The organism is Aeromonas media (assembly GCF_000819985.1).
Classification (GTDB): Bacteria; Pseudomonadota; Gammaproteobacteria; order Enterobacterales; family Aeromonadaceae; genus Aeromonas; species Aeromonas media.
This window is the reverse complement of the sequence record NZ_CDBZ01000129.1, coordinates 1-24,251: the sequence shown is the minus strand read 5'-3', so window position 1 is coordinate 24,251 and position 24,251 is coordinate 1. Positions and strand designations below refer to the sequence as shown.

Here is a 24,251-nt window from a genome sequence, read left to right as displayed (position 1 = left end):
TCCCCCTCTCGCACCCAGGCAGGCAGCACCGCTCCTAGCTCATCAGCAGGGCGCGCAGGCTCTCCACGTCCAGGCCACGCACCTCGGACTGGCCGCTCAGCAGGCCATCGGCCAGGGCCCGCTTCTCGTCGTGCAGCGCCACTATCTTCTCCTCCACCGTCTGCTCGCACACCAGTCGATAGACTGTCACCGGCTGGGTCTGGCCCATGCGGTGCGCCCGATCGCTCGCCTGATCCTCCACCGCCGGGTTCCACCAGGGATCCAGGTGCAACACTGTATCGGCCTGGGTCAGGTTGAGGCCTGTGCCCCCCGCCTTGAGGCTGATGAGGAACAGGGGAACCGGTTCATGACGAAAACGCAGTATGGACTCCTGGCGGGACTTGGCGGAGCAGCCCCCGTCCAGATAGCAGTAGTCCCATTTTTTGAGCTCGATGCGGGCTCGCAACAGGCTCAGCAGATCGACGAACTGGCTGAACACCAGCACCCGGTGGCCGCCATCGATGGCTTCCTCCAGGAGCGCCATGGCCTCGTCCAGCTTGCTGCTGGTCTGGGACCACTCCGGCATCACCAGCTCGGGGGAGCAGCAGAGCCGCCGCAAGCGGGTCAGGCCGCTCAGCACGTGCATCAGGGCGCGGCCATCGGCGCTTTGCACCTGCTGCACCACCTCGCGCCTGGTCGCCTCGTAGAGCTGACGCTCCTCGGGGGAGAGGCTGATATGGTGGATGATCTCGGTCTTGTCCGGCAGCTCGGTCAGCACCTGCTGCTTGAGGCGGCGCAGGATGAAGGGGCTGATCACCGCCCGCAGCAGCGCCATGTGCTGGGGATCCTTGACCGCCTTGCCGAAGCGGCGCTTGAACTCGCCGAGGCTGCCGAGCAGGCCCGGGTTGATGAAGGTGAACAGGCTCCACAGCTCCCCCAGGTGGTTCTCGATGGGAGTGCCGGAGAGGGCCAGGCGAAAATCCCCCTCGAGCTGGAACAGCAGCTTGGCACGCTGGGTGCCGGCATTCTTGATCTGCTGCGCCTCGTCCAGCACCATGCTCGCCCAGCGGCGGGACTTGAGGGACTGGGCCAGGCTGCCGAGCATGCCGTAGTTGACCAGGATGATCTGGCCCGCCTTGGCCTCCTGGATCAGGGTCTCCCGCTCGGCGGGATTCTCGAACACCACCACCTCCAGCTCGGGGGCGAACCGGGTCACCTCCTCCTGCCAGTTGGTGACCACGGACTTGGGCACCACCACCAGGGCGGGGCCGAGGTGCTGGCGCATGCGCAGCACCATGAGCGCCTGCAGCGTCTTGCCAAGGCCCATGTCATCGGCGAGACAGGCGCCGAAGCCATGGTGGGCCAGGGTCGCCATCCAGCGCACCCCGTCCTTCTGATAGTCCCGCAGCGCCGTCAAGAGCTCGGGGGCACACTCCACCTCCTGCTGCCACTCCTGCTGCAGGGAGTGCCAGGCATCATCCCCGGCCGTGGTCACCGCCGACAGCAGGCGGGCCAGGGGGTAGGCCAGCTTGTTGTTGATGCGCTGCTCGGTGTCCAGCATGGCCCCCAGCATGGTGAGGCGCTCCACCAGCTTGTCACTCAGCATCAGGCTGGTCTTCTCGTCGAGCTGAACTGTGCGCTGGCCCGGGGTCAGCTGGCGCAGGATGAGGCGCAGATCGAGGATCTGGTGCTCATCCAGCGCCAGTGCCCCCTCCACCTGGAACCAGTCCTGGCGACGCTCGATGCGCAGGCTCAGGGCCGCCTCGTCGAGGCTCTTGAGACGGGCGCTGTCCTGATGCCAGTGAACGACCACTCCGGCGTCCACCAGCTCGGGCAGCGCATTGACCAGGGTCAGTGCCTGCTCACCGTCCAGCTTCCATTCGTTGCCCGGCAGACCTATGGGCAGCTGGTTGCGCAGCAACTGGGCCTCGGCCTTCTCGGCAGCCAGATCCCGTTGCCAGTAGTGATAGTCCCTGACGCCCTGGCGCACTATGGCCTCCCCCTTGCCAAGGGGCAATGGCGGCAGCTCCCCCTCCCGGGTCACCAGCTGGACCAGCAGCTGACCATCCTGCCAGTCCAGCTGAACCGAGGGCACTCCGGGCCAGGGGGTCAACTCGGCATTGCCGCTGAGCCCCTCGACCTGGCTGTGCCAGGGCAGCTCGGGAATGGCGTCCAGGGTACGTTGCAACTCGGCGAGCCCTTCGGCCGGCAGCAGCGGGATGGATTCCAGCGCAGGCAGTCTGTCCAGCAGGGCCTGCGGGGTCAGGATGAGCTGCCACAGATCCTGGGCCAGGGGCACTATGTGCGCCCCTCGCGCCGCGGCGGCCGGGCTCAAAACGGCGCTCATGCCATGCTCGGTGGCGACCACCTGCAGCAAGGGGGCGCTGATGGCCAGTTGCAGCTTCTGCCCCTTGGCGTTGAACAGGCGCGGATGGCTGGCCAGGGGAGCCCAGGCATCCCGCGGCAGCTTGCTCATGCCCCTTGGCAGGGTGCGCACCAGTGCCCAGTCCGCCTCGTCGAGCAGGGCGGCATACTGGGTGGAGAGCAGGGCAGGATCGACCCGGCGCCCGGCGGTCCACTCCCCCTTGGTGCTCTGCTTCTGGATCTTGCACTCGAGCTCGGGCCCTTCCGCATGGAGCAACCATACCAGCCGCTCCTGCGCCTTGCGCACGCCGCTGGAGCGCCCCAGCCCCTGCAGCCAGTTGAGCCAGCTGGCCGAGGCGGGGGTCTTGTCCTCATCCTCTGCGTCGCTGGCCGCCTCGGGAACCTGGGTGGCACGCAGTTGCTGCAACGGGGGACGCTCGGCCCCCTCTCCCAGCAAGAGGCGCAACAGATCCTGGCAGAAGGCCATCAGGCGATGACGGGGCTCGGCCTCCAGCACATGGGAGAGATCCCACTTGTGCAGTATGGCGACCTGGGGGCTCTGCTCGCCGTGGCGCGCGAGGGCGCAGAGATCCAGCCAGAGGTAGCCCCAGTGGAGCTCCTCCAGCGGCAGTTGCAGGGTATCGAACAGGCCTATCGCCTGACCGTGGCGATCACCGGCCCACTGTCCCAGCAGATCCGTAAGCAGGGGGAAATGGTTGCCGAGGCTGCGCTGCCACTTCTTGCGCTGCTCGCTGGCGAGCACGGGATCGGCCTGCTGCAGCCAGCCAAGCCAGAGCAGGGCGCTGAACATCCTGGGCCAGGGCTCGTGCGCCGCCACTGCCTGCCACTGTCCCAGCGCGCCGAGCAGCCGCTCCGCCAGGGGCTGTTCATCCCCCCGCTCGGCCAGTTGCTGCAGGGCCGGCCAGTGAGTGATCACCTCGCCGGTCAGCGGGCCGCAGAGCCACTCCCACTCGCTGGCCAGCGCCTCGAGCCGGCTTGCCAGCGCGGGGGCGCAGGCCGCGGTCACGGACGCCAGCGGCCAGTGCGCTTCAGGCTCGGCATCGAGCAGGGTCTGCAGGGCGAAGTGTTCCAGCAACAGTTGTTGCCAGGCGGGGCTTGAGCCCGCTAGCAGGCGGTGAGCATCGGGCAGGTCCAGCAGGCTCAAGAGATCCGCGCTCTGGTAGTAGGGGGGGATCTGCCCCGCCTCCCCCAGGCAGAGTTCGCGCACCACCCCTTGTGCCATCTCCTGACCCGTGACCGAGGGGACCCGGGTCCAGTCCGGCATGGGGCAGGCCCCTCCCCGCACCGCCAGGATCAGGGTCAGGGAGCCCTCCGCCGTCAGGCTCCACTGCTGCTCGGTGCGCAACCGTATCAATCCCTGTTGTTGCAACTGGTTCAGCGCGTCCGTCAGCGCCTGCCCGGGCGAGCGCTGCGCGTACAGCGTATCTTGCAAATAACGGGTACTGGCGGCGCGCTGCAGTTGCAGCTCGCTGAGCAGGGCATGGCAATCCGAAGAGAGGGTGAAGGCTGACATCAGAACTCGCGGGCAGGTGCAAAGGCGGAATTTTAACGGGAAAGCGGCGGCGGCTCGACCCTTAACCGCGAATTAGTACAAAAAAAGCGGCCAGGCTCATAAAAGCGGGGACAGGGGGCCGGGCGGGCCATCCTCTACGAGGCGCTCTGCGGGCGACCAACGGGGCATGAAAAAAGGCGCCGCAGCGCCTCTTGATAGGGTAAGCAAACTCGCTGAATTCAGCCTTCCAGGTGCGCCAGACGGGCCTCAAGGGCCTGCAACTGCGACTTGAGGCGCTCAACTTCCTCTTCCAGCTGGCTCAGGCGATCGGCGGCAGGAGAGGCATAGCTGCTGGCGGGGGCGGCCTCGGCCAGGGCTTCCAGATCGATCTCGCCACCAAACAGGTGGGCATAGCGGGATTCCCGCTTGCCCGGCTCCCGGGGCAGCTTGACCACATAGGGGCCCCGCTCGACCAGCGCGGCCAGCACCGCATCCACCTCGGTCACATCGTCGAAGCTGCACAGCCGGTTGGTGCGCGAGCGCAGCTCACCCGGGGTCTGGGGGCCCCGCAGCAAGAGCTCGCAGATAATGCCGAGCTCCTGGGCGCTGAACTTCAGTTCACCGAACTCGGTGTTGCAGAAACGGTGCTGATAGCGGGGCACCCGGGCATTGAAGCCGGCGGTGTTGACCACCAGACGGCGGCGGATCAGTTCGTCGATGACGGCGCGGATATCCAGCTCGGCGAGCTCGAGCACGGGTTCACGATTGCTCTTCTGGTTGCAGGCATTGACCAGTGCATTGAGAGAGAGAGGGTACTGATCCGGCGTGCAGATCTCTTTCTCTATCAGGCAGCCGATCACGCGAGCCTCTAATGGGCCTAGTACTATCTCCATTTCATACTCCCTTGCCAAACAAGACGTTAAGACGGTTATCTTAGCCAAGGCGCTCTCGCCGTCCAGCACTGAACCGCATTTTTGCGAGCCGATGAAACCCTTGATGAAACATCGTACAATCCGGCCGCAACCAGGGGGCTAACCCCCTGGCATCATACCGCCAGGCAACCCCCCTAGACGGACTTGTCGACCCGGGTATCCGTTCCCGTGGTCAGGATGCGCACCTTGTCCCCCTTGCTGAACGTGAGCGCGGGCTCCTGATCCTGCACGACGTTGAGCAGTTTTCCCGCCTCGGTCTTGATCAGCAGCTCGACCGTCTGCTTGCCCTGCACGCTCTGCTGGTTGCCCTGACGGCGACGGGAAGCCTCGGCCCCCGCCACTGCCCCGGTAATCCCCCCATATTCAGGGGCATTCAAAAGTAGAGGTCAGGCGGCCCGCGCCAGATGCTGCTTTGGCGTGTAGCCACCCAGCGCCATATTGGGCCGCTCATGGTTATAAACCCATTGCCATTGCGTGGCAAATTCCTGCAATTCACCCAACGACTCAAACAGGTAATGCCCCAGCCAGTCATATCTCACTGTGCGGTTGAACCGTTCGATATAGGCATTCTGCTGCGGATTGCCTGGCTGGATGTAACTCAGCGCGATGTTATGCTGCTTCGCCCAGCGTTTGAGCTCCTCGCTGATGTATTCCGGACCGTTATCACAGCGGATGGCCGCAGGTTTGCCACGCCACGCTATCACCTGTTCCAATGCCCGTTTGACCCGCGAGGCGGGGAGCGAAAAATCCACCTCGATACATAACGCTTCCCGGTTGAAATCATCTATCACATTGAACAACCGCACCGAGCGGCCATCGCTGAGCTGGTCGTGCATAAAGTCCATCGACCAGCAGGTATTGGGTTTTTCAGGCACTGCCAACGCTGCCGGTTTTTCGCGCACCAGCCGTTTCCTGGGTTTTATCCGCAGGTTGAGCTCCAGTTCCCGATAAATCCGGTATACCCGCTTGTGGTTCCAGCCAAACCCTTTGACGTTGCGCAGATAGAGAAAGCAGAGCCCGAAGCCCCAGTTGCGCTGGCTGGCTGTGATGCGCAGCAGCCAATCGGCGATGAGCTGGTTCTCTTCGGCCAGTACCGGTTGGTAGCGATAGCAGCCTTCGCTGACCCTGAACACCCGGCAGGCGAGCCGGATGGAGATGGCGCAGTGAGCAACGGCCTGGGTGGCCATCTCGCGTCGGGCAGATGGCGTCACCACTTTTTTGCCATGGCCTCCTGGAGGATGTCGGCTTTGAGGCGCTCCTCGGCATACATCTTCTTGAGACGGCGATTTTCCTCTTCCAAGTCCTTGAGACGGGCCATGAGGGAGGCGTCCATGCCGCCGAACTTGGCGCGCCACTTGTAGAAGGTGGCGCTGCTGATGCCATGCTCGCGGCATAGCTCGGGGACGGGTGAACCTGCTTCGGCCTGGTTGAGGATGGCGATGATTTGGGCATCGCTAAAGCGTGATGTTTTCATGTAGAACCTCCTGCGTGCAAGATACGAGAAAATTCTACTTATGAGCACCCCGAATTTTCGGGGGGATTACCCCCCCACAGTGGTGGCGACTGTCTGGCCCGAGCCACCACCAAATTGGCTGCCGACGGCCGCCCCCAGGGCCGCGGCTCCTATGGTGCGAAGTGGCCGGGTTCCGCCCTGCTGGGGTGCCGCCTCCTGGGTCAAAATGCGGCTCTCTTGCACCGTGCCGTATTCCACCTGGGCGCTGGTGCCTGCGAGGGCCGGTGTGCCCATCAGGATGAGCAGGCTGGTAACCATGAATGAAATCTTCTTCACTATGTCGACTCCGATGACGACTGAGACCCGATGGCGCCGGCACCGCACCTGCGCAGCCCCGCCATCCCCATTCGGGAGACTACACCGCCGATCCTGACTGTGAGCTTGCCTGAGGTGGAAATGATCACGGCCGCAAGGCGGCCGTGATGGGAGAAGGGAAAGCGGTGCCCGGCCCGCTCATGAGGAGGGCTTGGGCTCCAGGGTAGCGGCAACCGACTTGGCCGCCGAGGCGGTGAGCAAGGGCTCACCCGGATAGAGCATCAGCGCCTGGGTGCGCAGGCGGCTGGCCTCTTCGGTCCGCCCCAGTGCATTGAGGGCAATCACCATGTTGGCGTAGATGTTGGCCCTGGGGGTATGACGCACGAACGACTGCCCCCAGTCGAGATAAGCTTCCAGCTCGGCCTTGTTGTTGGCCTGCAGGCCCACCATCAGGCGCACCGCGTTGACGTCGAACTCCACCCGGGTCAGCCAGGCCATGGGGTTGACGATGTCGAGCAGCAACGCAGGCTGCTTGTAGCCACCACGCTCATACTTGGTCACCACCCAGGCGGTATGCAGAGCCGTCAGCATGAAGGGGACGACGATCAGGGGAATGCCAATGGCCAGGAAACGCAGCAAGAGCCAGGGGCGGTAGACATACTCCCGCCAGTTGGCGTGGCCAGCCGTTCCCCCCTCCTCCACTTCCGCATCCAGCACATGGATGAGCAGCAGCAGCGCCCACCACAGGGCGATGGCGTGGTAGAAGGGATACTCGGTCTGGGTGTGCAGCAGTATGGGGATCACCAGCGCCAGCAAGGCCGCCCCCTTCACCCAGCCAGCCCTACCCAGTCGCCACAGCAGAGCCCCGCCCATCAGCGCCATGCCGAGCATGGGGGCCAGCCCCCCTTCCACCGCCCAGTAGAGAAACTCGTTGTGGGGGTGATCCAGGTTGTACTCGATCTGCACCATGGCGGGATTGAGCGCCTTGTCCGCCATGTAATGCTGGAGGAACACGGACTCGAAACTGCCATAGCCCCAGCCGGTCCAGGGCGCTTCGGCAATCAGCCTGGCGGCATAGGGCCAGTAGATGGATCTCATGCCGCCGGACTGATACATCTCCAGCCCCCGCCTGGCCCCCGCCATCCAGTATTGGGATGCCAGCCCGAGCGCTATGCCCAGCCCAACCAGCCCCAACACCCGACCCAGCTGTCGCTCGCGATGCAACTGCGGCAGCAGCAGGATCAGAGCCAAGGCCCCGCCCAATTGGCCCACCCGGGACTGCAGCACCACCAGCAGCAAGGCGGTCGCCAGGATCACGCCATGACGCAGCCCCTTGAGCCAGTGGTTGGCGTGCCCCCGCATCTGAAGCCAGATCGCCAAGGCAAGCCCGGTCGCCATAAAGCTCGCCATCACATTGGGTTGCTGGAAGATGCCATAGGGGCGATTGGTCTTGGTGTCATAACCTATCCAGTTGCCCGGCACCAGCAGGTAGTACTGTACCAGGCCGAGCAATGCCTCTATGGCCACCGCCCCCAGCAGCAGGTAGAGCAGCCGATCCCGCATCTGACGGTCCAGTCGCCATTGATAGAGGCAAGCGAGAAACAGCAGACCGGCAAACAGCCCCAACAGGCGGGGGATGGCATAGTCCTTGAGCTCGAAGCCCGGATAGGCCACGGGCAGCAGCAGCAGCAAGGCCCCCAGCCACAACGCCGTCAGCAGCGGAGAGACCACCAGCCGCTGGCTGAGGGTGACCTGCCACAGTCCCAGCGCCATCACCAGGCTCGCGAATATCCAGCCCCAGGCGTTGAAGGGCAGATAGAGCCCGGCCCCGCCCGGGTTGTGCATGAAAAAGTGCATGCCCAGCAGCCAGTACAAGACCGATGTTCCCCAAAAAACCTTATGAACCAAACTGCACTCTCTTCCCATCTATGCCTCATCATGCATAAAAAAGCCGTGACAGTGAAAACACTATCACGGCTCATCAGACTAGCGAATCAATACCGAGAAAGGATTTACAACGGCAGGCGTTCAGTCATGTCATACAAGGTATGACTACGGCTGAGCATTTGCCCCCCATCTCTTGTCAGAGGAACCCACCCAATGGTTCCTTTGGATGTGGTGGGGCGAATCAACATGAGATCAAAGGGAATCGTGATGTAAATGCCTTTGGTGAAACTGCCTTCCCCATACTCTTCGGCCGAAACATCCGTCAAAGTTGCGTATGCACCCATCACAATCCCGGAGTCAAAGCGCTTGGAGAAATCAAAAGTGGCACCCAGGTCACCAGCCAGATAGCGTCCGACAGCTACCTTAGCGGTGACATCGTCCATGAAAGGCAACTGCCAATAGCCAGTCAGGTGACCTGTTGCGACATCGTAGTCAGCCATCTTCAGGGTATTGTTCCAATCACGCTGCTTGACCCAGTTGGTATCCAACCCCAGAGCCCATGACTGACCGAAAGGACGATAAAGCACCTCTCCCCCGACCCCGGCGTACATCATTTCCAGATATCCACCGTATGCCTGGCCATACCACTCCTGACCAAATTGCTCCATATGGGTTAACTGGAGATTATTCAGCAAGACATTGGACGAGTCGACATACTCTCTCACCCAGGTTCGCACTCTCGGCAGTGCATCAGTGTCTGCTGGTGGTGTCTTGTAATTAAATTTGTCGTAGTTATTCGCGATATTGAAGAACAACGTACCCTGTAGCCAGTCTTTATCAGTAAGGCGCAGCTCGCTATTGGCATTGATACCGATCTGATACATATAAAATGATTCAGGACCACCGAAAGATTGGGTCAGGGTAGGATCAAATGAATAAGAGAACCACTCTGGTTCAGATTGGTAGCGAACATCCCCCTGAACAGGGTCTGGCACTTTTTGATGATCTACTGCCACCGTCTCCTGCCCAAGGATCTGGGGCTGGTTAGCCTTTCGTACAGAATCAAGATCAATCACTGTCTCTTGCAGCTGGAAGTCACGCTGGCGTTCGATGACTCTCAATTCGTCGATAGTCTCAGGCAGATGGTTAACCGCAACCAAAGCCGTACGGTCGAGAGCTTCTTGCTGGTCTCTGTATTTATGCTGTTGTCCCAGCAAGGTTACAGTATTCTGTCCACTATAAAGTGATGCCGAATTCCAACCAGCATTGCTTTCAAACTGCCCCGCCATTGCTGACCAATCGACCTTAGAGGTATCAGCTGGGACCTTATTCTCTGAATATACAGGGCGTGGTTCATCCAAATGATTCTGGCGTAGATCATTAAAATTGGTACGAAGAGTGACACCCCACATCAGAGTGTTTCCTCTCTGATAACTAAGATGAGTGTCCATATAATCAAACAGGCGATAAACAGCACCTATATTGATGGGTGATGAATGGTCTATTTTCCCGGCAAATTCATTACTATAATCATTACCATCATATTCCAATTTTAACCTAAGTGGCTGCCAAGGCGTTTGGTATTCCACACCACCAAACAATGCAGCATTGCCATGAAACATATTCCCAGTTTCAAACTTACCACCACCACTGGAATAACTACCATCGCGGGAACACCAATCATCCTTCCACTCGCAAAAAGGATTAGTGATATTCCCGCTCTCTCCCATATTCCCCCAGCCCATGCCAAGGGTGAAGTCAAACGGGCCAACACGTTTGCTGCCAACAACATACTCGCTGTCAAACAACCCCGTTCCCATCAGGTCACGGAATCCCAGAGAAATATTCGGGATCCAGGTAGACTCTTCCAGCAACCTGACTTTGACATCCATTCCCTTGTCTTTGTAAGTCTGGTCGCCACTGAAATCGGGGTTTGCACTATAGAGGCGGGTTCTCACATCGGTATAACGCAGCGTGGCCTCAAGCCAGTCGAACGGCTGCACTGACATGGACCAGCGACGGTACTGATCATCATCAAAATAATTGACACTGAATTCACCCGTCTTAGCCATTCTGGCGGTTGGCATTTGCAACAGGCCAACTCCGCCGAAGTCACTTTGTGATGGTCCCAACGGCTCAAAAATGTCAGCATCGGCGTGAGTTGCAAAGGATACCAGCAGGGCAATCAGTGAGAGTCTTGGGTAGGTCATTTGGGCATCCGATTCGCTAACAACGTCAACATGCGTTTATTCAAGTCTTGATACTGCTCAGGCAACACACTTGGCGCAAAACCGACAAACAGGGTCGCTCCCGGCATGGCTTCGACATGGCGTTCATTCCAGATAGCAACGGGGATCCACTCAGGTTTTCCACTGGGTGCAATCAGATAAGCACCGGTGTCATCACTCCCCGACAAGAGATCCAGCTTCTTCCAATACTCTCGTAACCCTGCAGCAGGCAAAACGGGGCCTTCGCCGGGGTGACCGATCAAACCGGCCAGATAAATTTTCGGGCGACGAGGGGCCAGATAGAGCTGATAATCCCCTTGCAATATGGGGTTGACACCTGAAGGTACCAGGCTGATATCCGGATCCACAGGAAATTCGAAACGACCCGTCAAATGCAATTGCTGTAACTGTTGATGCAACTGTAAAGCGGAATGGGCGAGTTCATCTTCATCATGCTGTTGCCAGTACGTTGCCAACAAGGTGAGATCTTTCAGCAAGGCTTGCTGTTGATACTCAATATCCTTTTGACGCGCAGGGGTAGAAATATGGGCGACAGGCCAATAGTTATCGTACTGGGAGACTGCCGAGTTTAACAACGCTTCACTCAAAAACATGGACTGGGGATGAGTCAGTGCTTCTTTCGGCTGACCTTGCCACCAAATAGACACGGACACATCAGCCATAACGGGGGAAGGCCCCAAGGTGGCGAGCAATATGCTATATATTATTTTCATGATGAATAGGACTTAAGGAATGTCATTTCTATCATTGGCAAGGAAGGGCCTAATTGCTGCTGGAATTTACGAACTTGACCTGTCTGCTCATCAATCCAGAAATGATTCAGCCATCGCTCTTCATTCGGGGCAGTAACGACATGTTCTTCTACAATCGTTGTCTTATAGGGGCGGTCCATAATATTCAGAACCTCATGACCCGCCTGAGTGTAATGCATGCTCAAGGGATAGCCACTGGTGTATTGCTTCGACCACTCAGCTACGCTATACCACACCATTGATGGCGTCTTGTCTACACGAGAGGTCTTCAATGGATCCTTATCCAAACTCCCCAGATAGCGCAAGTCATTTGGCAAACCCACTGTTTTAATCAAGCGCCCATGTTGGGTCACGAACATAGCACCATCGGCACTCATCCATGACATGCGGGGGCCATTGACATAAGCCAACACGACCAAGGCCTGGGGTAAATCCCCCACCTTGATATAGGCACTCGCATAGGGCAACGCTCTCAATTCGGATGATGTCAGTACAATATCATCAGGCTTGTTAAACACATAACCCAGGGTTTCGATTGTCTGATGGGTCGAGGTACTGCAGCCAGCCAATAAAAAAGTGGCTGACAATGCCAATAATCGGGAGGGGGAATAAGAGGTAATCCCCCCGAAAAACCAGGGTGCTCATAAGTAGAATTTTCCCGTACCTTGAACGCAGGAGGTTCTACATGAAAACATCACGCTTTAGCGATACCCAGATCATCGCCATCCTCAAACAAGCTGAGGCTGGAGCTCCCGTCCCGGAGCTCTGCCGCGAGCATGGCATCAGCACGACCACCTTCTACAAGTGGCGTTCCAAATTCGGGGGGATGGATGCCTCCCTCATGGCTCGACTCAAGGAGCTGGAGGACGAAAACCGCCGCCTCAAGAAGATGTACGCCGAGGAGCGCCTCAAGGCAGAGATAATCACCGAGGCCATGGCAAAAAAGTGGTAACGCCATCTGCCCGCCGGGAGATGGCGACCAAAGCCGTGACTCACTACGCCATATCCATCCGTCTGGCTTGCCGGATCTTCAAGGTCAGTGAAAGCTGCTATCGCTATCAGCCCGTGCTGGTCGATGAAAACCAGGAAATTGCCGATTGGCTGCTACGTATCACGGCCAGCCAGCGCAACTGGGGCTTCGGGTTATGCTTTTTGTACCTGCGCAACGTCCAAGGCTTTGGCTGGAATCACAAACGGGTATACCGGATCTATCGGGCGCTGGAGCTCAATCTGCGGATAAAACCCAGGAAACGGTTGGTTCGGGCTAAGCCAGAGCCGTTGGCGGTTCCCGACCAGCCTAATCAGTGCTGGTCGATGGACTTTATGCATGACCAGCTCAGCGATGGCCGCTCGGTGCGGCTGTTTAATGTGATCGATGACTTCAATCGTGAAGCGCTGTGCATCGAGGTGGATTTCTCCTTACCCGCCTCACGAGTCAAACGGGCGCTGGAGCAGGTGATCACGTGGCGAGGTAAGCCCGCCATTATCCGATGTGACAATGGCCCGGAATACATCAGCGAAGAGCTCAAGCGATGGGCGAAACAGGAGGGGATAACCCTGGGCTATATCCAGCCAGGAAATCCGCAGCAGAATGCCTACATCGAACGTTTTAACCGCACGGTGCGCTACGACTGGCTGGGCCATTACCTGTTTGAGTCACTGAATGAACTACAGGAGTTTGCCACGAACTGGCTGTGGGTTTATAACCATGAGCGGCCCAATATGGCGCTGGGTGGCTACACGCCGAAACAGCGTCTGGCACAGGCCGCATGACCTCTACTTTTGAATGCCCCTAAAAATGGGGGGATTACCCTTGCAGCTTCTTCATATTGTTAAAGACATCACTAAATAAGTGTGTAATTTGCGATATCTTACTGCTGACAAGAATTGCGACAGAATGTTGCCATTCATGGTACTCATCATATTCTGCTCATATTACACTTATACTTACACACAAGTGTGTGGGATGAATCCGAACAGGTGGGCCCACATTCTACCAGTAGTTTGCTGAAATAAGTAGCCAATCTAGTCCACGCTTGGCCCGATCGACTAAAAAACATACAACTCGGAACTGAAAAAAGCGCCAAAAAATAGATAAATATATAAAAAATCAGCGATTAGCAAGCAAAAAATCTATGTTATGAGAGGGTAACGGCACAACATTATCACTTGGCGGTAGCTGCTGCCTCGCCAGCCACACCAGATCACAGATACCATCCGTCGGTTCGAATGCAGCAGGCGCATGCATCAGGATGTCGCGCACCTGCTGTTGATCAAAGCGGTGGCAAGCGTCATCCAAGGAGGCCAGCAAGGGGCGCAGTCGCAACCAAGGCAACCAGCTCTCTTGTGCCACCATGATCCTCGGATGTTCCGTTCCTCTGGCATCATCACCAATCAGCAACTCTTCGTAGAGCTTTTCACCCGGCCGCAAACCCGTCACCTCGATGGCAATATCACCATCGTGCCGCAGCTCATCACGCAGTGTCAGACCGCTAAGGCGTATCATCCGTTTGGCCAGATCCATGATCCGTACCGGTTGCCCCATATCGAGCACAAAGACGTCGCCCCCCTCCCCCATTGCACCCGCCTGGATCACCAGCTGGGCAGCCTCCGGTATCGTCATGAAATAACGAATGATGTCAGGATGAGTCAGGGTAATGGGTCCGCCCTTGTCTATCTGCTGCCTAAATAACGGCACCACTGAACCAGAAGACCCGAGGACATTGCCAAAGCGCACCATACAAAACCGGGTGTTGTGTTTCTCACGGGTTAAGGCTTGCAATATCAACTCAGCAAGGCGCTTGCTCGCCCCCATGGTGTTGGTAGGCCGTACTGCTTTATCGGTAGAGATCAGCACGAATGTTTCCACCCCTGCCTCAATGGCTGCCTGAGCAGCATAAAGAGTGCCGAATACGTTGTTACGCACCCCTTCAATGATGTTGAACTCAACCAGTGGAACATGTTTGTAAGCGGCAGTATGGTAGACGGTCTGGATGCGAAAGCTCTGCATCACTGTCTGGAGGCGATGTTGGCGCTGAACTGAGCCCAGTAAAGGCACTAGATCCGTTGCGATTCCCTCACGCTGACACTGTTCACGCAGATTTTTATGCAAGACATAGAGGGCATATTCAGATAGTTCGAACAGTACCAAGGTGGATGGTCGGCACCGCAATATCTGGCGACACAACTCAGAGCCAATAGACCCACCGGCACCGGTCACCATGACCGCTTTGCCTTTGATGTTGGCCTCCATCAATTTGGTCACTGGCTCTACCGGATCTCTGCCCAACAGATCGTCAATGGAGACCTCATTGAGCTGATCAATGCGGGCAGAGCCATTGACCAGATCGGCCATTCCCGGGATAGAGAGCACTTCGCAAGACAGTGGCTCAAGTGCATTGATCACCTCCTGACGGCGAGCCCTGGTACTGCTCGGCATGGCCAGCAATATCTTCTGCACTCCATGGTGGTCAATCAGGGTTGGTAATTGGGCACTGTTATAAACGGTACACCCCTGGATCACACACCCGTGTTTGGCAGGATCGTCATCGACAAAGGCGACGGGATAAAACTCATTGCCTTGCAACAAGGCCATTTGCAGCTGGCGACCCGAAGAACCCGCACCGTAAATTAATACTTGGGTACGCGCTAAACGGGTGGTATTGAGCAGCGCCCGAAAAAACAGCCGCACACCACCGACCAGCAGCACCAAAAAGGAGAGATAGATAACTGATACCGTTCTAGGCAGGAAGATATCGAAGTAAAACGCAGAGATAACAAAGAAGCAGGTTGAAAGAAATGCCCCTAGCGAGATTGTCCAGAGCACTCGAAAGCTGACATATCGCAACACAGCGCGATACAGCCCCAGCCGCACAAACAAACTGATGCTGACGATGATGATGGCGCCCAGCAGAGCCCAATGATGAAGGCTATCGATTGGCCAGCTGTGTTCAAGCCTTATCCAGTACGCCCCCCAATAGGTCATTGTAATAAGGATCATATCAACGGCGACAGATACGGTACGCTTACTGGCACGTGACAGGGAGCCCAGGCAGGTTAGTAGCCAGCTACCACCGGGTAAAAGCTCATTTCTCATTCTGGTACTCCTGCATTCAGGTGATACGCAAGAAAAGCTAACGGCAAGTAGGCTATGACCAGACCGATAACACCATCGAGCTGGCCCAGTACTATCATGACAGCGATCGGCGCAAGCCAGAGGCTATTTATAAGAAGCACAGCCAATGTCACGTTGCGATGGCTCTGCCAACGTCTCGCCGCATATTGGAATGCATGGGTCCGATGAGCCTCGCTCAGGCGACACTTCAGACGATAGCGATTCAGCAACGTCCAGGTAGCATCAACCACAAAAACACCTAGCATGACGAGCCATGCCCACAGGAATTGAGGAGTGGAGGCGGCATCCAATAGCATCAGCGATGCCAGTATCAAGCCAAGAAAACCACTGCCACCATCCCCCATAAAGATCCTGGCCGGTGGAAAATTCCAGCACAAGAAGCCCGCAGCCGAGATCCCCAGTAGCAGGGTCAAGCTAGCAGACGACCACTGACCCCCAACCAGATAATGAAATAACACCATGAAGAGACAAACGACAACGGCCTCGCCTGCCGCCAAGCCGTCGATGCCATCCATAAAGTTGTACAGATTGATAAACCAGATCACCCCCAGCCAGGCCAGTAGATAACCGAACCAGGCGAGATCCAGCTGCCAGCCAAAGAAAGTCAGCTCTGGCAAACCATTAACAGCATATACCACCAAGGCTGCAGCCATGCTCTGCACAATCAGGCGGGTTCGGGGCTTGAGAGAGATGTGGTCATCGATAAAACCAACCAGTGCAATGCCCAGCGCCGCAGCCCATATCAATGCGAAGCTGCTCTGGGATATGCCGGAGGACAGTGGGATCAGGGTGACAAACAACGGGGCTGCCAGCAGAAAGGTCGCCACGATAGCCATTCCACCGCCTCTCGGGGTAGGCACCTGATGCGAACTGCGATGATTGGGTTGGTCAAGCAAGCGGGTCTGGGCGTAGCGCCTGAGCAGGCCGGTCATGGTGATTGAAAGAAAAAGACAAAACATCAACAACAAAACAAATGCCAGCATCAAGACGACTCACTATGGGAAGATGCCATCAGAGATAGGGTCTGAGAGAGCGAATAGGGTGCCGACCATTGTAATCGGCTCTGAGCCTTACCGGTATCCATTTCCAGAGAGCCATAAATCCGTTGTAGCTTGGCATCAATCCCCAAACAGCGTCCAAGCCCTCTTATCACTCCTGGTGGGAGATAAAACAACCGACAGGCAACCCCTTCTGTTTCTGCAATCGCCGCCAATAACTGCGACGTCGACACTGCGACGGGATCTGCGACTAAAAAGACCTGGTTCACTGCGGCAGGGTGCGCTATTGCATGGGCAATGAAGTCACACAGATTAGGCAACGCCAACAAACTGCGCGCATTGTTCAAACGGGCAAAAGGGAGTGGGATCCCTTTGCGCACCCACGTCATCATGCTGGCAAAGTTAGCCTTCACCCCTTCCCCGTAAATAAGAGGAGGACGAATGATGGTTACCGCCATACCACACTCTTTCGCGAGTGCCATCAGCCCCTGCTCCGCCTCATACTTCGAGCGTCCATAGGGATCTTCTGGCTGACTCTGCACATTCTCATCAAATGGCTTGCCTGGCTCGGTCTGCTCGCCATTCACTTTGATCGAACTGATAAAAATGAAGCGCTTTACTCCTGCGTCAGCCGCCTGCCGGGCAAGAGCGAGAGTACCCTCTGTATTCACCGCTCGAAAAGCCGTCAGGGGATCTGTCGCGGTATCCGACATCACATGCACCCTGGCAGCACAGTGAACAACCACATCCACCTGTTGCAATTGGGCAGTCCAGTTGGCATCCGCAGTCAGAGAGGGAGCCTGAACATGGTAAGAAGCCAGCGGGTGACTTCGCACCGCACCTTTCACATTCGCCCCCTGCGCCAGCAAGTGTTCACAGACCGCCTTGCCTACAAATCCGTTGGCACCTGTGACCAAGACTGTACTTTTGATAGCTGCCATTACCACCAACGCCAACCGTGAATATTGAAGAAAGTCACCATGGAACGCCCAAACATCCAGATATGGCGCCAGCCTTTGCGGGATGCATGCCCACCGTGATGAACGACCTTCACCTGAGGGACATAAGCAATCCGGCTGATCTTTCCTGCCCGCAAACTGATGTCAAAATCTTCAAAATAGAGGAAAAAGCGAGGGTCAAACCCTCCGAGCTGCTGCAGAACATCTGTGCGAAACAGCATAAAACAACCACTGACAATGGGTGGATCCCACAGCACGTCGTGATTATTAAGCTGATCTGCCATCTCATATTTTGCCAAGCGCGTCTGGAATAACCTCTTCACACTCGCAGGAGCAAATCCACGCAGCAATAAATCAAATACGGTTGGATAGCGTTTGCAAAGCCGTTGTACCTCACCATCTTCCCATGTTGCATGCGGTGTTAACAATCCACACTCGGGGTTTTTGTCCATAAATTTGAGTGCTTTTTCCAGCGCATCGGGAGCGACCTCAAGATCAGGATTTAGCACTAAGTGATAATCAGCAACCTTCTCTTGCAGTACAAAGTTATGCCCTCCACCAAACCCAGGATTATTCCCATATTGAACCAAGTTAGTGGAATGAGACCAATTATACTCTAGCCATGGGAGATCAATAGTTATACGCGGAAATGGTGTATTATCTATCAAGGTAAGATGAGCGTTTATTCCAGCTTGTACAACTGACTTAGATATAGAAAATAGTGTTTTTTCTAGCAGATACTTATCTGGTGTGTATGTGACAAGGCTCATCGATAATGATATAGCACTCACTTTTCCCTCTCCTTGAATAACCATCCCCCTTGCAACAAATATGTAATTACTTTCTCTGCACACTGTTCAGCTGAAAGAACACCTGCATCCAACACCAAGTCAGGATTAGCTGGGATTTCATAGGGTGAATCAATTCCCGTAAAATGCGAGATACCACCCGCTCTTGCCTTTCGGTATAACCCCTTGGGGTCTCGTTGCTCACAAACCGATAGTTCTGTATTAACATAAATCTCTATAAACTGTGTTCCTAATCGTTTTTTAACCAAAGATCTATCACTAGCAAAAGGGGATATAAATGCAGTTGAAACAATGAGACCAGCCTCAACCAAAAGGGCTGCGACTTCAGTAATTCGTCGAATATTTTCAACTCTCTCTGCATCACTGAAACCCAAATCACCATTCAATCCATGCCGAATGTTATCGCCATCAAGCACAAACCCATGATATCCCCTGGTATAGAGTTTCTCATCAACCAGATTCGCAACCGTCGACTTACCTGAGCCACTTAGCCCTGTGAACCAGAGTACAACCGGCAACTGGTGTTTTTGCTGAGCTCTCAGTGCTGGTGATATTCGGTGAGTGTGCCATGTCAGGTCATTCATAAGAAATTACCCTCATGAGGGAAAAAATGGAAACAGCAGAGGAATAACAGTTGCAACGACCGCGAGATAAAGCAGTGCTAAAGGTAACCCCAACCGTAAAAAGTCGATTAGACGATATTCACCCGCATTCAATGCCATCAAATTGGTCTGATAAGCGTAAGGATTGACAAAACTACAACTAGCCCCAAATGCAACCGACATTACAAATGGCAATGGTGATACATTTATTCCCTGTGCTAATGCCAATGCCAAGGGAGTCATCATAGCCGCTGTCGCATTATTGGTGACTACCTCGGTTACCATCCAAGTAGCTATCAGCATCCCTATTAAGGCCAGTTGAGGCTGTGTATCAACTAGCATGACTTCCACCGACTCAGTTATAACCGCCATTAATCCACTTGCATCCATTGCTTTCGCCATTGCCAATGCAGACATCACGATCAACCAGAGGCCCAAAGGTAAACGACGACGCAGCTCATTAAGTGTCAACGTTCCTGATATAAGTAAGATCCCCAAGTAACAAACCATAGATTTGAATAAAGAAAGCACCCCGCATGCCGACAGAATGATAGCCAGTAAAAATCCGCAGATCATCAACCACTCAGTCAACGGTTTAATGGTCGTAGCCGGTCGAGCGCCCCGTATAATAAGGAAATTTTTGGCCAAGTTTGCTCGCCCCAAAAAATCCTTCCCTGTTGCGAGTACTAAAAAATCCCCTTGGCACAATATCTGTTCGCCCATAGCGCCACTCAGCGCCTCTCCGTTACGACGAATAGCCACCACTGCAGCATCAAATTTGGCACGAAAATTAGACTCCTTGAGGCGAATTCCACAAAGGGAAGAGTCTGGTAATACCAGTACCTCCGTCAACTCATCCGCTTTTAACCCTTGCCGTTGCGCATAGCTAACTAACCCTTTGAAACGTGCCAATAAGCCAAATGATGCCGACTCACCGGAAAACAACAGACGGTCATCGGCTTCAAGTTGAGCATGTGGTGGCACTGGGCAGATCTTTTCGCCGGCTCTGACAATTTCTACCAGAAATAAACGTTGAAGATGGCGCAACCCAGCCTGCGCCACCGTTTTGCCCACCAGTGGTGAAGCAGGCTCTAGACGCCCCTCCACCAGATAATGTTCAACTGATTCCGAACTCAATGGGTGCGCAGACAGTTGATAGCGGCGGCACCACAACCAGAAGATACCAACCACCACAACAGCCGTACCGACAGGGAGAAAATCGAGCAAATGCAAACCGGGCAAGCCTGCTTCCATGATCATGGAATTGACAATCAGGTTTGTAGAGGTACCAACCAGTGTCAGCATCCCCCCCATCGACACAGCATAAGTCATTGGTAGGAGCAATCGACGAGCAGGGTGATGGTTAACTGACCGCAAGGGCCCCAACATGATCGACACTATGGCCGTATTGTTTAACAAAGCAGAGCTGGCGATGCTGCTCAACATCACTCGCCACCAACAGCGTTCAAAGTCTATAGTAAGCATCCAGGCGGCGGCCCGTTGCAGCAGCAGTGTTTTTTCCAGCACAAATCCCATGCAAATAAGCAACACCAGAGTGATTAGACCGTTATTGGCTGCGCAGGCCAACAAGGCTTCACTACTGATCGCACCTGGTATATACAGCAACATCAACACCAATCCGAAAATACGATCCGCTTGGCCTTGCCAGCGCGCTAACGCCAGCAGGGTGCCGATAAAAACGCACAGCACCCACCACGCCATCATGGTCATCACAGCACATCCTTCAGATTCTTTGCCCCCCAATGAGGGAAGTGTTTGCCAATTAATGCGTTGAGTTCAATTTCAAAGTCACTGTAACTGTGTTTTGAAACTGACTTCTCTTCGAATACCTGCATAACCATACCGGCTCCCATGGTTGCATTGGTCAGACGATCCACAATGATCAGTGCCCCCGTCTCATGACATTCTGCATAGGGATCAACCGGTATCTGCATAGTGAACCGGAGTTGACAGTGTGCGATTTCGTTAAGTTGCAGATGGGCGGCTGAATGGTGGGCGAAGTCTTCAATATTGACCCGATAATCGATAGAGTCCACAAATCCGGTAAGGGTACGAGTGCCAATGCGTATCTCATATTGCCGATGGGGTTGCAACGGGGTCTCGTGTAACCACACCAACATGCAGCTGACCTTCTCTACAGAACACCAAGATTCATCAGCAGAGGCCAGTATATCTCCACGACTGATGTCGATCTCATCTTCCAGCGTCAGCGTCACGGCCTCTCCATGAGCAGCCTCCATAAGATCACCATCAAAAGTAACGATTCGAGCAACCCGGCTCTCTTTGCCAGATGGCCAGACCTTGACAGGCTCCCCGACGCCAATCTTGCCTCTGGCGACAGTACCGCAGAACCCTCTAAAATTTGCATTGGGACGGTTCACATATTGCACCAGAAAACGAAAGGAGCCGGCGTCGAGTTGCGTTATTTTCACAGTCTCTAACCAAGGAAGCAAACAAGGCCCCTGATACCAAGGCATCTTGTTTCCTGGCTGTACCACATTGTCACCACGCAAGGCGGAGAGTGGAATAAAAGTGATATCAACAAACCCCAGCTCAGAAGATAAATGGAGAAAATCATCCCGAATCTCGTTAAAGCGAGCTTCCTCGTACGCAACCAAATCCATTTTATTGATAGCGACAACAATATGACGAATCCCCAGCAGGGAACAGATAAAGCTGTGACGACAGGTCTGTAGTTTTACCCCTCCTTTGGCATCAACCAGAATGATTGCCAGATCGCAGTGGGATGCCCCAGTTGCCATATTACGTGTGTATTGCTCGTGGCCAGGCGTATCCGCAATAATAAACTTTCGCTTATCGGTGGAAAAATAACGGTAGGCAACATCGATCGTTATCCCCTGCTCACGTTCAGCTTGCAGTCCATCAACCAATAAAGCTAAATCTATTTCCTGATCCGTCGTATTAAACTTGCGCGAATCCCGTTGTATTGCGGCCAACTGATCATCATAAATCAACTTTGAATCGTGCAGAAGACGACCAATCAGGCTGCTCTTGCCATCATCCACACTGCCACACGTCAGAAAACGTAACAGTGATTTATGCTCATTGGCTACCAGATAGGCATCAAACTCGCTCACGACATCACTCCCAGCCATGTTAAAAATATCCTTCCATTTTCTTCTTTTCCATTGAAGCTGACTGATCCGAGTCAATCAACCTACCCTGCCGCTCCGATGTCCTCGCCTGCATCATCTCGGCAATAATGGTCGGCAAAGTATCCGCATCAGACTCGATCGCCCCAGTTAGTGGATAGCAGCCCAAGGTACGAAAACGTACTTTTTTTAAGGTTGGGAATTCGCTAGGAAGCAAGCGCATCCGCTCATCATCAACCATGATGAGGGTGCCGCCACGTTTAACTACAGGACGAAGGGCAGCATAGTAGAGCGGAACTATCTCTATCTTCTCTCGGTAAATATATTGCCAGATATCTTGCTCAGTCCAGTTGGACAACGGAAAGACTCTTATGCTCTCACCCGAATTGATCCGCGTATTATAAATATTCCACAGCTCTGGTCGTTGATTTTTAGGATCCCAGCGGTGTTGCACATCACGAAATGAAAAGACTCGCTCTTTGGCTCGACTTTTCTCTTCATCTCGCCGTGCTCCTCCGAAAGCAGCATCAAATCTATACTTGTTCAGTGCCTGCTTAAGAGCTTCAGTTTTCATGATATCAGTATAAGAAGAGCCGTGGTCAAAAGGATTGATCCCCTGAGCGCGTCCCTCTTCATTAGTATGAACCAATAACTGAAAACCATGTTCGGCCGCCATACGATCTCGAAACTCGATCATCTCGCGAAATTTCCAGCCTGTGTCCACATGTAACAGAGGAAAAGGGATCTTGCCAGGATAAAAAGCTTTGCGTGCTAGATGTAGTAGTACTGACGAGTCCTTACCAATGGAATACAGCATCACCGGATTTTCAAATTGAGAAACTACTTCCCTGAAAATAGCTATCGCTTCTACTTCCAACTTTAATAAGTGATTCACAAAGCCACCTGCAATCTGTAGTGAGTTACTTGTGATAAATACTTAATTTTTCTTCTCGTAAAAACTCTATCGCTTTATCGCAAAAACCATTGTTGCAACGACCGATAGTCTTACTGACCTCATTGAGGTGGTTCTCATCCCAAAAAGCAGACTGTATATTATTGAAATAGTCCACAACATAATGTGAATTTTCAATTTGATACACAGATGACGTTGTAAAGCACAACACAACAAACAGAGTCATGATGAGTTTCCCCCTTTTAAAACCAGGGACTACAGCTATCATAAATGCAAAACCTACATAGTAAAGTGAAAACAATCTCGTAAATCGCTGAGCATCTAATATAGAAATACCAAAGTCAGTATATCTAGAAATCATAATAAGCACTGCAGCCCCAAAAGAATAAGCCATAAAAAGTAATGGAAGCATGTGAAGTTTACGATTCCAGTATTTTATTAAAAATACAAGAAAACAAACAAAGAAAATAGAAATTATAAAAGCAATGAAATTTTGTACAATTCTGAACTCTTCTCCAAAAATCCACTTTAAGACCACTACATCTAACAGTGGCTGCACGATAGATGCACCTATAATAGAAAATATAGCGTAAGGAGCATTCAGCAACGAGACAATCGTGGTTAATTTAGATTGGCCACCGTGGCCAATCCCAAAACCCATAGTAATGAACTGTAATGCCAATGCTAACACGACCGTAGCGACTACCATTATTAATACAGTCGGCTTAATAAACCTGAATAACACACCAAGAAAGCTAAATGCAAGTACCACCAAAACAGAAGTAAAACCTATAGTTTCTGAGAAAATTGAGCACAAAAAAAGAAACGAATAAAAAACAAAATTAGAAACGCCACCATTTATGTATCTATCAAAAATGAATAGTAATAGTATAGCCTGAAAAAAATATACGTATTCAAATGTAACAAGTAGCCAAGGAAAGTCACTAGTAATAGAGCAATAACCTACCGATGCAACCAAGACTGCCATCACATGATCGGTTTTCTCTACATTTCTATTTGCGAGCCGCCCCTCCAAGAACCTGACAGTTAAAATAAATCCAGCAATCCAAAAGAAGATTCCTGCATAATTCATCAACATAAAATCCAGATGAAAAAACTTATATATAAATAATATATATGATAGTGTAAGGTAATGTGAGTGAGACAAAAACTCGTATTCACCAGTAATTAATTGCAGCGCGCTAATTTCGCCTTTAGAGTATGGAATGATCAGACTGGCAGGGCTGACGCATCAGT

General features: G+C 54.0%; 19 protein-coding genes. 1 reads left to right on the top strand and 18 read right to left on the bottom strand.

All coding sequences use genetic code 11. The features are described from left to right. Positions 1–34 precede the first annotated feature (34 nt). The 9 genes from BN1127_RS10860 to BN1127_RS10815 all read right to left on the bottom strand — a co-directional run bounded on the left by BN1127_RS10860 (position 35) and on the right by BN1127_RS10815 (position 12,031). Positions 35–3,877 carry a DEAD/DEAH box helicase gene (locus BN1127_RS10860; protein WP_042649460.1) on the bottom strand — a complete coding sequence of 1,281 codons (3,843 nt, stop codon included), beginning with the start codon at positions 3,875–3,877 and terminating at the stop codon, positions 35–37. Positions 3,878–4,095: 218 nt separating this feature from the next. Continuing rightward, positions 4,096–4,749 carry a YceH family protein gene (locus tag BN1127_RS10855; protein ID WP_042649459.1) on the bottom strand — a complete coding sequence of 218 codons (654 nt, stop codon included), beginning with the start codon at positions 4,747–4,749 and terminating at the stop codon, positions 4,096–4,098. A 173-nt stretch (positions 4,750–4,922) separates the two neighbouring features. Continuing rightward, positions 4,923–5,165, bottom strand: a complete 243-nt coding sequence (locus BN1127_RS10850) for a hypothetical protein (protein ID WP_197069645.1) — start codon at positions 5,163–5,165, stop codon at positions 4,923–4,925. A 9-nt stretch (positions 5,166–5,174) separates the two neighbouring features. Then, a protein-coding gene (locus BN1127_RS10845) for an IS3 family transposase (RefSeq protein ID WP_111910168.1) occupies positions 5,175–6,262 on the bottom strand; the annotation gives its coding sequence in 2 pieces (ribosomal slippage) (positions 5,175–6,010 and positions 6,010–6,262; 1,089 coding nt in all). 66 nt (positions 6,263–6,328) lie between these two features. After that, complete coding sequence (locus tag BN1127_RS10835; protein ID WP_197069644.1) at positions 6,329–6,577, bottom strand: hypothetical protein; 249 nt, start codon at positions 6,575–6,577, stop codon at positions 6,329–6,331. A gap of 177 nt (positions 6,578–6,754) precedes the next feature. Further along, a complete protein-coding gene (locus tag BN1127_RS10830; protein ID WP_042649456.1) occupies positions 6,755–8,482 on the bottom strand; it encodes a PglL family O-oligosaccharyltransferase in 1,728 nt (575 codons plus the stop codon). Positions 8,483–8,568: 86 nt separating this feature from the next. Then, the gene (locus BN1127_RS10825; RefSeq protein WP_042649455.1) at positions 8,569–10,653 is read right to left on the bottom strand and encodes a YjbH domain-containing protein; all 2,085 of its coding nucleotides are present in this window, start codon (positions 10,651–10,653) and stop codon (positions 8,569–8,571) included. After that, positions 10,650–11,339, bottom strand: coding sequence for a capsule biosynthesis GfcC D2 domain-containing protein (locus BN1127_RS10820; RefSeq protein WP_197069643.1), 690 nt, complete (start codon positions 11,337–11,339; stop codon positions 10,650–10,652). Before BN1127_RS10820 ends, BN1127_RS10825 begins: the two co-directional genes overlap by 4 nt. Positions 11,340–11,401: 62 nt before the next feature. Continuing rightward, positions 11,402–12,031 carry a YjbF family lipoprotein gene (locus tag BN1127_RS10815; protein ID WP_197069642.1) on the bottom strand — a complete coding sequence of 210 codons (630 nt, stop codon included), beginning with the start codon at positions 12,029–12,031 and terminating at the stop codon, positions 11,402–11,404. A gap of 98 nt (positions 12,032–12,129) precedes the next feature. Between BN1127_RS10815 and BN1127_RS10805 the strand changes: the two genes are divergently transcribed. Next, positions 12,130–13,217, top strand: a protein-coding gene (locus BN1127_RS10805; RefSeq protein WP_099368947.1) for an IS3-like element ISKpn10 family transposase whose coding sequence is annotated in 2 segments (ribosomal slippage) — positions 12,130–12,382 and positions 12,382–13,217 — 1,089 coding nt in all. Because the reading frame shifts where the segments join, the coding sequence is not laid out codon by codon here. 337 nt (positions 13,218–13,554) lie between these two features. On the opposite strand, the gene BN1127_RS10800 is transcribed toward BN1127_RS10805, so the two are convergent. The 9 genes from BN1127_RS10800 to BN1127_RS10760 are packed head-to-tail and all read right to left on the bottom strand — an operon-like array spanning position 13,555 to position 24,093. After that, positions 13,555–15,540: a nucleoside-diphosphate sugar epimerase/dehydratase gene (locus BN1127_RS10800; protein ID WP_042649452.1), complete on the bottom strand. Its 1,986-nt coding sequence runs from the start codon at positions 15,538–15,540 to the stop codon at positions 13,555–13,557. After that, positions 15,537–16,562 (bottom strand): MraY family glycosyltransferase, encoded by a 1,026-nt coding sequence (locus BN1127_RS10795; protein WP_042649451.1) that lies wholly within the window; start codon positions 16,560–16,562, stop codon positions 15,537–15,539. Before BN1127_RS10795 ends, BN1127_RS10800 begins: the two co-directional genes overlap by 4 nt. Further along, positions 16,562–17,518 (bottom strand): NAD-dependent epimerase/dehydratase family protein, encoded by a 957-nt coding sequence (locus BN1127_RS10790; RefSeq protein WP_042649465.1) that lies wholly within the window; start codon positions 17,516–17,518, stop codon positions 16,562–16,564. The genes BN1127_RS10795 and BN1127_RS10790 overlap by 1 nt, the downstream gene beginning before the upstream one ends. Beyond that, on the bottom strand, positions 17,518–18,327 hold the full coding sequence (locus BN1127_RS21465) for a glycosyltransferase (RefSeq protein ID WP_231557474.1): 810 nt from the start codon (positions 18,325–18,327) through the stop codon (positions 17,518–17,520). The genes BN1127_RS10790 and BN1127_RS21465 overlap by 1 nt, the downstream gene beginning before the upstream one ends. Then, the gene (gene cysC / locus BN1127_RS21460) at positions 18,324–18,929 is read right to left on the bottom strand and encodes an adenylyl-sulfate kinase (protein ID WP_081934540.1); all 606 of its coding nucleotides are present in this window, start codon (positions 18,927–18,929) and stop codon (positions 18,324–18,326) included. Before cysC ends, BN1127_RS21465 begins: the two co-directional genes overlap by 4 nt. 12 nt (positions 18,930–18,941) lie before the next feature. After that, positions 18,942–20,678: an SLC13 family permease gene (locus BN1127_RS10775; protein ID WP_042649448.1), complete on the bottom strand. Its 1,737-nt coding sequence runs from the start codon at positions 20,676–20,678 to the stop codon at positions 18,942–18,944. Further along, positions 20,678–22,084 carry a sulfate adenylyltransferase subunit CysN gene (cysN, locus tag BN1127_RS10770; protein ID WP_042649447.1) on the bottom strand — a complete coding sequence of 469 codons (1,407 nt, stop codon included), beginning with the start codon at positions 22,082–22,084 and terminating at the stop codon, positions 20,678–20,680. Before cysN ends, BN1127_RS10775 begins: the two co-directional genes overlap by 1 nt. A 1-nt stretch (position 22,085) precedes the next feature. Further along, a complete protein-coding gene (cysD, locus tag BN1127_RS10765) occupies positions 22,086–22,976 on the bottom strand; it encodes a sulfate adenylyltransferase subunit CysD (protein ID WP_253264974.1) in 891 nt (296 codons plus the stop codon). Between the two features lie 25 nt (positions 22,977–23,001). Beyond that, positions 23,002–24,093, bottom strand: a complete 1,092-nt coding sequence (locus tag BN1127_RS10760) for a hypothetical protein (RefSeq protein ID WP_042649445.1) — start codon at positions 24,091–24,093, stop codon at positions 23,002–23,004. Positions 24,094–24,251 lie beyond the last annotated feature (158 nt).